12 protein-coding genes are annotated in these 9,982 nt (G+C 71.3%); 5 read left to right on the top strand and 7 right to left on the bottom strand.

Annotated features, from left to right (window positions below; all coding sequences use genetic code 11):
- Together ACWJ6R_RS21945 and ACWJ6R_RS21940 are read right to left on the bottom strand one after the other, a co-directional pair.
- A partial coding sequence (locus tag ACWJ6R_RS21945; RefSeq protein ID WP_449064033.1) for a sigma factor occupies nucleotides 1-226 on the bottom strand: 226 nt, incomplete at its 3' end.
- Nucleotides 227-271: 45 nt separating this feature from the next.
- Entirely contained in the window at nucleotides 272-691 is a 420-nt protein-coding gene (locus tag ACWJ6R_RS21940; RefSeq protein ID WP_449064034.1) for a YciI family protein, read from the bottom strand.
- A gap of 355 nt (nucleotides 692-1,046) precedes the next feature.
- Here ACWJ6R_RS21940 and ACWJ6R_RS21935 point away from each other — a divergent pair, with 355 nt between their 5' ends.
- Complete coding sequence (locus ACWJ6R_RS21935) at nucleotides 1,047-2,786, top strand: ATP-binding protein (RefSeq protein ID WP_449064032.1); 1,740 nt, start codon at nucleotides 1,047-1,049, stop codon at nucleotides 2,784-2,786.
- A gap of 72 nt (nucleotides 2,787-2,858) precedes the next feature.
- On the opposite strand, the gene ACWJ6R_RS21930 is transcribed toward ACWJ6R_RS21935, so the two are convergent.
- Together ACWJ6R_RS21930 and ACWJ6R_RS21925 are read right to left on the bottom strand one after the other, a co-directional pair.
- The gene (locus ACWJ6R_RS21930; protein WP_449064031.1) at nucleotides 2,859-3,188 is read right to left on the bottom strand and encodes a hypothetical protein; all 330 of its coding nucleotides are present in this window, start codon (nucleotides 3,186-3,188) and stop codon (nucleotides 2,859-2,861) included.
- A 254-nt stretch (nucleotides 3,189-3,442) separates the two neighbouring features.
- Nucleotides 3,443-3,958: a winged helix-turn-helix transcriptional regulator gene (locus ACWJ6R_RS21925; protein ID WP_449064030.1), complete on the bottom strand. Its 516-nt coding sequence runs from the start codon at nucleotides 3,956-3,958 to the stop codon at nucleotides 3,443-3,445.
- Between the two features lie 71 nt (nucleotides 3,959-4,029).
- Here ACWJ6R_RS21925 and ACWJ6R_RS21920 point away from each other — a divergent pair, with 71 nt between their 5' ends.
- Both ACWJ6R_RS21920 and ACWJ6R_RS21915 read left to right on the top strand, forming a co-directional pair.
- Nucleotides 4,030-4,626 carry a dihydrofolate reductase family protein gene (locus ACWJ6R_RS21920; RefSeq protein ID WP_449064029.1) on the top strand — a complete coding sequence of 199 codons (597 nt, stop codon included), beginning with the start codon at nucleotides 4,030-4,032 and terminating at the stop codon, nucleotides 4,624-4,626.
- An 8-nt stretch (nucleotides 4,627-4,634) separates the two neighbouring features.
- Complete coding sequence (locus ACWJ6R_RS21915) at nucleotides 4,635-5,573, top strand: MBL fold metallo-hydrolase (protein WP_449064028.1); 939 nt, start codon at nucleotides 4,635-4,637, stop codon at nucleotides 5,571-5,573.
- Here the strand turns inward: ACWJ6R_RS21915 and ACWJ6R_RS21910 are convergent.
- On the bottom strand, nucleotides 5,548-6,279 hold the full coding sequence (locus ACWJ6R_RS21910) for an SDR family NAD(P)-dependent oxidoreductase (RefSeq protein WP_449064027.1): 732 nt from the start codon (nucleotides 6,277-6,279) through the stop codon (nucleotides 5,548-5,550). The genes ACWJ6R_RS21915 and ACWJ6R_RS21910 overlap by 26 nt on opposite strands.
- Before the next feature lie 163 nt (nucleotides 6,280-6,442).
- Nucleotides 6,443-7,585 (bottom strand): ferritin-like domain-containing protein, encoded by a 1,143-nt coding sequence (locus tag ACWJ6R_RS21905; RefSeq protein WP_449064026.1) that lies wholly within the window; start codon nucleotides 7,583-7,585, stop codon nucleotides 6,443-6,445.
- 88 nt (nucleotides 7,586-7,673) lie between these two features.
- Between ACWJ6R_RS21905 and ACWJ6R_RS21900 the strand changes: the two genes are divergently transcribed.
- On the top strand, nucleotides 7,674-8,312 hold the full coding sequence (locus tag ACWJ6R_RS21900; protein ID WP_449064025.1) for a TetR/AcrR family transcriptional regulator C-terminal domain-containing protein: 639 nt from the start codon (nucleotides 7,674-7,676) through the stop codon (nucleotides 8,310-8,312).
- A 67-nt stretch (nucleotides 8,313-8,379) separates the two neighbouring features.
- On the opposite strand, the gene ACWJ6R_RS21895 is transcribed toward ACWJ6R_RS21900, so the two are convergent.
- Nucleotides 8,380-8,856, bottom strand: a complete 477-nt coding sequence (locus ACWJ6R_RS21895; protein ID WP_449064024.1) for an aggregation-promoting factor C-terminal-like domain-containing protein — start codon at nucleotides 8,854-8,856, stop codon at nucleotides 8,380-8,382.
- Nucleotides 8,857-9,414: 558 nt separating this feature from the next.
- On the opposite strand from ACWJ6R_RS21895, the gene ACWJ6R_RS21890 reads away from it, so the two are divergent.
- Nucleotides 9,415-9,900, top strand: a complete 486-nt coding sequence (locus tag ACWJ6R_RS21890) for a glutathione peroxidase (RefSeq protein WP_449064023.1) — start codon at nucleotides 9,415-9,417, stop codon at nucleotides 9,898-9,900.
- The last annotated feature ends 82 nt before the right edge of the window (nucleotides 9,901-9,982 follow it).

Raw genomic sequence — 9,982 nt, 5'->3', positions numbered from 1 at the left:
CGGAAGGCGTCGACGCGCGGCGCCGGCCGACGGTGAGCAGCCACCCCGCGGGATGGCGGGGCACCCCCTCGCGCGGCCAGGTCACCAGCGCCTCGGCCAGCGCCTCCTGGGCCAGGTCCTCGGCCAGCGCGAAGTCGCCGGTGTAGCGGGCCAGCGCACCGACGATCCGCGCGGACTCGATCCGCCAGACGGCGGCGACGGCCTCACGCCCGGTGGGATCAGCCATCCGCTGTCGATCCCCCTCGGTTCCCGCCGGTTCCCGTCGATCCGCTCACAGCTGGCCGGTGGCCTCGCGCCACGCCCGCTCCTTCTGGATCCACTCGTTGTCCTGCGGGAACTCGTCGATCGTGGGGATCCGGCGGATCTCGGTCTTGAAGCCCGGACCGGTGATCGGCGAGCGCTTGGCCCACTCGACGGCCTCCTCCTTAGAGGTCACGTTGAGGATGTAGAACCCGTTGAACAGCTCCTTGGTCTCGCCGTAGGGGCCGTCGGTGACCACGGGTGGGTCGTAGGAGTAGTCGACGACCACGCCCTCGGCGGCGTCGGCCAGCCCTTCGGCGGCGACCAGGACACCGGCCCGGATCAGCTCGTCGTTGTAGCGGCCGACGGTCTCGAGCATCTGGGTGAAGTCGACGTCGCCCATCTTCGCGAAGGCCTCGTCGGTGGCGCGCCAGATCAGCATGTACTTCATGGTCGGTGTCTCCTCGGGGTCGTCCAGGTGCGTTTCGGCCTCTGTCACGCTTAGGTCGAACGGGCGGTGCCGCGGATCGACACGGCGGCGAATCTTTTTTGCGGGGAATCGGCCGACGGGAGTACGGCCTGTCCGCGGCGGGCGGAACCCGGCCCTCCGAAGACCGTCCCGTAGGGTACACGTCGGTCTCGGCGCCGGTCGAGCCTCTGACGCCCCCGGAGGCCGATCTCCTGAAGCGCCGTGTCGGCGTCCCCCGGCCGCCCCTGTCGGTGATCGATCGATCACGGAGGGGATACGTTGGGAGGGCGGCCGCGTCGGCCTGCGGCATCGGCCGAGCATGGGGGGCGGAGCATCGATGAGCACGCAGCGGGAAATGGCAATGGTCGCGCTGCTCGATGACATCACCGCGGTGGCCGGCGCCACCGACGACCTGAAGGAAGCGGCCCGCGCGACGCTGTCGGCGGTCTGCCGGCTGACCGGCTGGCCGCTGGGGCACCTGGGGGTGCCCGCCGCCGACGGCGGGGTGTTCGTCTCCTCCGGCGTCTGGGCCGGGCCGATCGAGGACTTCCCCGTCCTGCGGGAGATCGCCGCCACCACCCGTTTTCCTCCCGGGACCGGCGTCATCGGCCGGGTGGCGGCCACCGGCGAGCCGGTCTGGTCAGCCGACCTGACCGCCGATCCGCTGGCGGTGCGCGTGCTGCGGGGCCGCGACCCGGGCGTGCGGGCGGCCTTCGCCTTCCCGGTCATGGCGATCGACGGGGTGGCGGCGGTGCTGCAGTTCTTCTCCCGGCAGATCGCCCCCAGGGACGAGCCGCTGCTGCGGGTGATGACCGCCATCGGCTACCAGCTCGGCCGGATCGTCGACCGCCGCACCGTTCAGGCCACCGCCCAGGCCGGCCGCGAGCGCCTGCAGCAGATCATCGACACCTGCGTGGAGGGGTTCGTCTCCACCGACGCCGCCGGGCACATCACCGAGTGGAACACCGCGGCGACGCGCATGTTCGGCCTCTCGCGCCAGGAGGTGCTGGGCCGTCTGGTGCACGAGGCGATCGTGCCGGAACGCTACCGCAAGGCCGATGAGACCGGCCGGGTCCGGTTCCTGGCCACGGGGCGGTCCAATGTCCTGGGCCGCAGGCTGGAGCTGGCCGGCGCGCGGCCCGACGGCAGTGAGTTCCCCATCGAGATCGTGGTGTGGGCCACCCGCGAGGCGGGCGAGTGGGCCTTTCACGCGTTCGTGCACGACATCACCGAGCGCCGCCACGCCGAGCAGGCGCTGCGCCAGGCGTATGAGGCCGAGCAGCAGACCGTCGCCCGCCTCACGGAGCTGGACGCGGCCAAGGACGCCTTCGTCGCCACCGTCTCCCACGAGCTGCGCACGCCGCTGACCACCCTGACGGGATATCTGGAGATGCTCACGGACATCGAGGTGGATCCCGCCCGGCGGCAGCGCATGCTGGAGGCGATGACGCGCAACGCGGCCCGGTTGCAGGACCTGGTCGAGGACCTGCTGGCGGTCAACGCCCTGGGGGCCGGTGAGCTGGTCGTGAACGCCGCCGAGGTGCCGGTGCCCCGGCTCCTTCAGGAGGTGGTGCGCGCCACCAACGCCCAGGCCCGGAGCAGCGGCCACAGCATCGAGGTGCGGCTGGACCCCGGCGTGGACACCGTCGTGGCCGACCGCGATCTGCTGGTGCGCGCGATCAGCGCGCTGCTGTCGAACGCGGTCAAGTACTCGCCGATCGGCACGCCGATCACCGTGCGCGCCGCGTCGCAGGACGGCCGGGTGGCGATCGCGGTAACCGATCAGGGTGTCGGCATCGACGCCGACGAGCTGCCTCGCGTGTTCGAGCGCTTCTACCGCGCCCGCTACGCCCACGACAACGCCATCCAGGGTGTCGGGCTGGGACTGTGGCTGGCCAAGACGATCGCCGAGGCGCACGGCGGCACCATCGGCGCCGTCAGCGCGCCGGGAGAGGGCTCCACCTTCACCCTGGCCCTGCCGCTCCGTGCGGTCGCCGGTGATGGCGGCGAACAGGACGCGGCCGGCCGCCCCGGCACCGATCTCGCCGACACCCGGGAGGCGGGAGAGGGGATGTGAGCGACAAGCCGCTGCTGCCGAGCACACGGGTGGACGACCCGCCGGCCGAGATCGCGGGGCCGGCTGGTCGCGTCACGGCGGTGCGGAGCCGTTCACCTGCCCGCCGACGGGATCGGCCGCGGGGCGGGCGGAGTCGGCGAGCGCCTTGAGCAGCTTGCGCTCCGCGCCTTGCAGGGCGTAGCGGCCCTCCTCCGAGAGGTTCGGCGTGTCCAGGGCTCGCAGGGCGTAGTCGGCCTTGGCGAGCTGGCCGGTGTCGACCAGCCAGCGGATGAAGTCGGGGCTGCCCCACCACTTGCCGCTGCGCCAGTAGGCCGTCAGCGCGTCGCCGAGATCGGTCGCCATCCGCGGATCGGGCTTGTTCCTGCGCCTGGTCGGCCGCCACCAGTGTCTTGGTCCGCTCATGCACCCCTCGCCTGGGCTGTCCGGCATGACCCGTCGCCCGGACGATACAGAGGAGACCGGTGGGCAACCAGTCACGATCTGCTCACGCTGGGGAAACAAAGCGCTGGCCGATCGGCGTATGGCCGACTGGTACAGCCGGATGTGGTAGATCAACCGGCTGCGGCGGCCGGTGCAGGCATCGATCGCGCTGCCGTCGTCCCGGCGGTGACGGCGAGCCGTCGGAGCCCGAGAAGGTCAGGGCGGAGGCCGTTCCGTCACCGTTGGTCGGCGTGCTCGTGCTCGTGTTCGTGTTCGGCGGCCGCGGCGTAGGCGGAGTCGAGGCGATCGAACGGGCTCGGACCGTCGTACGGCTTCGGCGGGGCGCCGAGGTGGCGGACGCGAAGCTCGTCCATGAGCTCCTCGATGAACGCCGGACCCTCATCGCGTATGAGCCGCTGCCGGCTCCGGAGCTCGTGGCTGCCCGGGCGCCAGTCGAGGCCCCAGTCGCCGAGGGCACAGATGATCGGGAGGGTCTGGACACCGGTTTCAGTGAGGCTGTAGCGAGCGCGCTGCCCCCGCGCGGCGGTGCCGCGGGTGAGGATCCCCGCCTCGACGAGCCGCACCAGGCGGTCGGCGAGGATGTTCGAGGCGATGCCCTCGATCGACCCGGTGAGCAGCGCCCGGAAGTGGCGGCGATCACCGAAGATGACGTCGCGAAGCACGAGCAGCGACCAGCGGTCTCCGAGCACCTCGACGGCGGCGTTGATCGGACACCCGGACCGTGGTTCCACGATTCCTCCTTGACAAGTATTCGCTCCCAATATAGTAGTTGCAAAGTGCAATCACTTAGGAAGAGGAGCTGATGGGCCGCTTCGTCTACTCGATGCAGGTCTCCCTCGACCTGCGGATCGAGCAGGTTCCGGGGGACAACGGCGCGGGCGAGTGGCTGCGCCTCGACGAGGAACTGCACCGCGAGGCCAACGCGCAGACGCAGGCGCTCGCGCTCATGGTCCATGGCCGGGTCTACTACGAGGCCATGGAGGAGTACTGGCCGCGGGCGCACGAGGACGCGTCGCTGCCGGACTACATGCGTGAGTACGGCGAGATTTGGACCGCCAAGCCCAAGGTGCTCGTCTCCCGCACCCGCCGCAGCGCTGATCACAACACCCGGATCATCGGCGGAGACGACGCGATCCGGCGACTCGCCGCACTGCGGGCCGGGACCGACGGCAGCATCAGTGTGGGCGGCGCGGCGCTCGCGACGCAGCTGCTCCGGGCGGGGCTTCTCGACGAGCTGCTGCTCTTCACCCACCCGGCGGTCCTCGGCTTCGGCAGGCCGCTGTTCGACGACTACGACGTGCCGATCGACCTCGACCTGCTGGAGCAGCGATCGTTCGAGCAGGGCGTCACGATGCATCGCTACGCCATCCGGGACGCGAAGGAGGCGAGCCCGTGCTGAGACAGGTCGTGGAGGGCGTGCTGGTCCACGAGAGCGACTTCGTGCAGAGCAACGCCGTTGTGGTGCAGGGCCGGGCCGGTGTGCTGCTCATCGACCCCGGGGTGACCGGCTCCGAGATCGACTGCCTCGCGAACGACCTTCGCGAGTTGGGCCAGCCCGTCGTGGCAGGGTTCTCCACGCATCCGGACTGGGATCATCTGCTCTGGCACGCCCGGCTCGGCGAGGCGCCCCGTTACGGCACGGAGCGCTGCGCGGCCACCGCCCGAGATCAGCTGTCGGACGCGGGCGCGAAGGCCCGCATCGCCGACCACCTGCTGGAGACGGAGATCGCCGGGCGGGTGCCTCTGGACCTGCTCGGCCTCATCGCCGGCCTGCCCGCCGAAACCGCGCAGATCCCTTGGGACGGCCCCGGAGTCCGGATCATCGAGCATCAAGCGCATGCCCCGGGCCATGCGGCGCTGTTGATCGAGGAGCGCGGGGTTCTCGTCGCCGGCGACATGCTTTCCGATGTCTTGGTTCCGATGCTCGATTGGGACGGCGCCGCTGACCCGATCGAGGACTACCTCGCCGCGCTGCGGCTGCTGGAGGGCGTGGCGGGCGGCGTCGACGTCGTCGTCCCGGGCCACGGGTCCGTCGGCGGATCCGACGAGGTGCAGGCACGGATCGACCAGGACCAGGCGTACGTACGCGCGTTGCGGAACGGCCGGGTCCCCGCCGACCCACGGGTCGGCCCATCGGCCAAGCCCGGCTGGGAGTGGGTGAGCGACGTGCACGAAGGGCAACTCCAACGCCTCGCCCGAGGAAACGAGCGCGACGGGGCGCCCGCTAGCGATCGGTGCGCGGGGTTCCCGTTGTGTACCCGGTGCGGCGGAGATACGGCTGCCGGGATGCCGGCGCTGGGAGCGGCGCGGGTACGTGCGTTCAGTCGACGACGGCGCCGCCGGTGATGTTGACCTCGGCGGCGGTCATCGTCGCGGCGCGGTCGGAGGCGACGAAGGCGGCGACGTTGGCGACGTCTTCGAGCCCCGGACGGCGGTGGAGCAGGGTCACGTCCGCCTCCGGGTCGTCGTCGGGCGGGTCGGACGGATCGGGTGAGCCGGGAGAGAGCAGCCAGCAGACCCGGATCCCGTGCGGGCCGAGTTCGCCGGCGAGCTGGCGGCACAGGCCGGCGAGGGCGGACCAGGCGATGTGCGAGCCGCCGAGGCGGGGGATGGCTTCCCGGCCGCCGCCCATGGCCAGGATCACCCCGCTGCGGCGGCCGATCATGTGGCGGGCGACGGCGGTGGCCACGGTCAGGTGGGTGGTGACGGCCTTGACGACAGGGCGCAGCACGTCGTCACCGGCCATGTCGACCAGAGGGGTGCCCTGCAGGTCGTCGTTGGACGTGGCGTTGAAGGCGATGTCGATGCCCGCAGAGCGCCGGGCGACGGCGTCGGCGTGCTGCTCGACCGCGGCTCGGTCGGTCGCGTCGAGTGAAGCGACCTCGACGCGCCCCCCGGATCGGGTGATGGCGTCGGCCAGATCCTCCAGCGGTTCGCGAGTGCGTCCGACCAGGTGGACCGCGGCGCCTTCACCGGCGAAGACACGGGCGACCGCGGAGCCGATCGCTCCGGCGGCGCCGTAGACGATGGCGGTCTTGTTCTCCAGCAGCATGACGGTCCCTTCGGCACGTACGGGCTGTGATCGATGCGGGAAGGCGGCTGATGGCCGCACGGGTACCGGGCGCACGGCTCTGCCGGACCCAATCCCGCGTACCCGGTGAGATCGCGAGCGAACCGAGTGATCGAGGCCGGTCACCACAGCCCGGCTGGAGGCCTCATGCCCAGGGACCCGATGGACGTGCCTGAAAGTCGGAACCGAGGGCGATGGTCTCGGAGACCTCGGCGTGGCGCTCGGCCTCCTCGGCGGCGAAGCGCTCGGCGTCGAGCTTGTCGGCGATGTCCTCGTCCTGCCGCATCAGCGCCTCCAGGCTCTGGCCGGCCATGTCCAGCACGCCCATGTCGGCGTAGGCCTGCTGCAGGCGGGGGCTCCACAGGCCGATGTCCTTGACGCAGGGGACGATGCGGCTGAACAGCAGGGAGCGGAACAGCCTGAGGTACTCGGAGCGGTCGACGCACTCCATGGCCTCGGCCACCTCGGATCTGTTCAGGCCGAGGTTCTCCCAGGTCTCCTTGCCGCGCAGGCGGTCGCGCATCAGGTAGCAGCCCTCGATGACGAAGTCCTCGCGCTCGCGCAGCTCGGTCTCGGACAGGCCGGCGTAGTAGTCGCGCAGCGCCATGCGGCCGAACGCGACGTGGCGGGCCTCGTCCTGCATCACGTAGGCGAGGATCTGCTTGGGCAGCGGCTTGGTGGTGATGTCGCGCATCACGCCGAAGGCGGCCAGGGCCAGGCCCTCGATGAGCACCTGCATGCCGAGGTAGGGCATGTCCCAGCGGGAGTCGCTCAAGGTGCTGTCCAGCAGCGCCTTGAGGTGCTCGTTGATGGGGTAGGCCAGGCCCACCTTCTCCTGCAGGAAGCGGGCGTAGGTCTCGGCGTGCCGGGCCTCGTCCATGGTCTGGGTGGCGGCGTAGAACTTGGAGTCGAGGTCGGGCACCGACTCGACGATCCGCGCCGAGCAGATCATCGCGCCCTGCTCGCCGTGCAGGAACTGGGAGAACTGCCAGGCCGCCCCGTGCAGGCGCACGTCCTGGCGCTGCCTTTCGCCCATCCGCTCCCAGAGCGGGGTGCCGTAGATCGCGATGGTGGTGTCGGGGATGCCGAGCACGTTGTACGGATCGACCTCGAGGTCCCAGTCGATGCGCTTGACGGAGTCCCACTGCTTGTCCTTGCCCTTCTGGTAGAGGGCGAGCATGCGGTCCCTGCCGTTGTCGTACTCCCAGGTGAAACGGGCGGCGCCGGCGGCCTCCACGTCCCACGTGGAGAGCTCGGCCGGGATCGTGTAGAGATCGTGCGTCGACATGCGGCCTCCAGAGACGTACACCGTACGTATAGTTCGAGCGTGGCACGTACGGTGTACGTGCGTCAATGGGCGGGGGGAGAATGGGAGCATGTCGCCCGAGCCGCTGTCCCGTCCGCGCATCGTCGCCGCCGCCATCGACCTGATCGAGCGGGAGGGCGCCGACGCGGTGTCCATGCGCAGGATCGCCGGAGAGCTGGGCGTGGGCGTCATGTCGCTCTACAACCACGTGCCCAACAAGGCGGCGCTCCTGGACGCGGTGGCCGAGACGGTGCTGTCGGAGATCGAGTTCGCCGACGATCCCGACGCCGAGTGGAGTGAGCGGGTGCGGATCCAGGCGCGGGCGTTCCGGCAGATCGCCCACCACTACCCGCGGTGCACGATGGTGGTGGTCAGCCGCCAGCTCCAGTCGGCCGCCGGGCTGCTCCCGGTCGAGCGGGCGCTGGCCACGCTGCGCAGCGCCGGGTTCGGCGGCGAGGAGGCGGTGCGCATCCTGCGCATGTTCATCGCCTACATCGTGGGCTCGCTGCTGCGGGAGGTCGGCGTGACCCCGACCTTCGCCCCCGTCCACCACTCCCAGGCGGAGATCGAGAAGGTGGACCCGGTGCTCTTCCCCGAGACCAGCTCCCTGGCCGCCGAGCTGGGCGCGTGCGACCACGAGGCCGAGTTCGAGTTCGGGCTGGAACTGCTCATCCGCGCCGTCGCCGTGCAGCGCGGGCGGCACGGGTGACGCCCGGGCCGCGGCCCCGGGCGCCCGGCGGGAGCGTGCCCTTCCCCTGGACGCTCCCGCGAGAGGGTCAGTACCAGTTCGTCGACCGGAAATGACCCCACGCACCGCACGGCGAGCCGTAGCGCTGCTTGATGTACCGCAGGCCCCAGCGGATCTGCGTGACCGGGCTCGACCGCCAGTCCCCGCCGCTGCCGCTCATCTTCGAGCCCGGCAGCGCCTGGGGGATGCCGTAGGCACCCGAGTAGCGGTTGTACGCCCGGTGGTTCCAGTTGCTCTCCCTGGTCCAGAGACTGTCCAGGCAGCGGAACTGGTCATGGGACCACGCGCGGCGGGAGACGAGGCGGAACGCGATCGCCTTGTTCCTGCCCTTCGTGGTCCTCGCGAGAGACCTGGTCCCAGGCCTGGCCCGGGTGGACCAGGTGACCAGGTGAACCCGCTCCGCCGTGCCGGCCGCGGCCGTCCTCTCCACGGCCGTCGTGCGGTTCGCCTCGGTCGTACCGGTCGCCGTGGAGCCGACCACGGCGGAGGTGGCGACCACGGTCACGGCGGCGGCGCGTAAAGCGCGGTGACTGTCCAAAACCGTCCTTCCTTCGGGCCGCGTGCGGAAGCCGCGTCCGGACGCCGTGACACCCGGGCGCGCCGGCCGGTCCCGCGTCCGTGGATCGGACGAAGGACGCCCGCCCGTCCGCCGGCATGCTTCCGGCGGACACCGCGGCGGTCTCTCTACGCGGTTTCTAGTACGCCGGGGAAACGCCGGACGGGCCCTGCGACGCGGTCGGGGAGGCTGTTTGCGTGATCTTCGCGGTTGGGGGGCGGTTCGAGTGGGCCCGGCTGACCGGAGCGGGCGGGCCGAGGCGGAGGAGTGGCGCAAAGATCGCCCCGGTATGGGGTTTGGATCGTCCGCATCCGTGGGAGGGCGGCTTCCGCGGCGCGTCCACCCCGGCGCGTCGCCCGCCTCCCCGCGTCTCGGGAAAGCCCCGTGCCCGCTCGCCGGAGGTTCCGTGCCTGTCCGCTGGAGGTTCCGTGCCCGCGCGAGGGGACCCCGCCCCACGCCTCCGGGACCCGTGCGCCGCCCTTGCTACCGGCGGGTTAGGCTGCGGCCATGAGCATCCGTGACATCCCCGTGCAGACCCTTGACGGCGCGCCCACCACGTTGGCCGAGCTCGCCGCGGACAAGTCCGTCCTCGTGGTGAACGTCGCCTCCAGGTGCGGCCTGACCCCGCAGTACGCCGGCCTGGTCCGCCTGCAGCAGATCTACGCCGAGCGCGGCTTCACCGTCGTCGGCGTCCCCTGCAACCAGTTCATGGGCCAGGAGCCGGGCACGGCCGAGGAGATCCAGGAGTTCTGCGCGACCAACTACGGCGTGGACTTCCCGCTGCTGGCCAAGACCGACGTCAACGGGGACGGCCGGCACCCGCTCTACGTCGAGCTGACGCGGGCCGCCGACACCGAGGGCGAGGCCGGCGACGTGCAGTGGAACTTCGAGAAGTTCCTGCTCTCCCGCGAGGGGGAGGTGCTCGCGCGGTTCCGCCCGGGCGTCACCCCGGAGGACCCCGCCCTGGTCAACGCGGTCGAGAAGTCCCTCTGACCCGAGCCCCCTCCGCACCCCCGAGGCGGTGCCGTACGGCGGCGCGCCGGAAGCGGGCCCCGTACGGCCGCGCGGAGGCGGG

The sequence above is a fragment of the Planomonospora algeriensis genome, from assembly GCF_977012225.1.
Note: the sequence above shows the minus strand (reverse complement) of the source record. Positions and strands in the feature narration are given on the sequence as shown.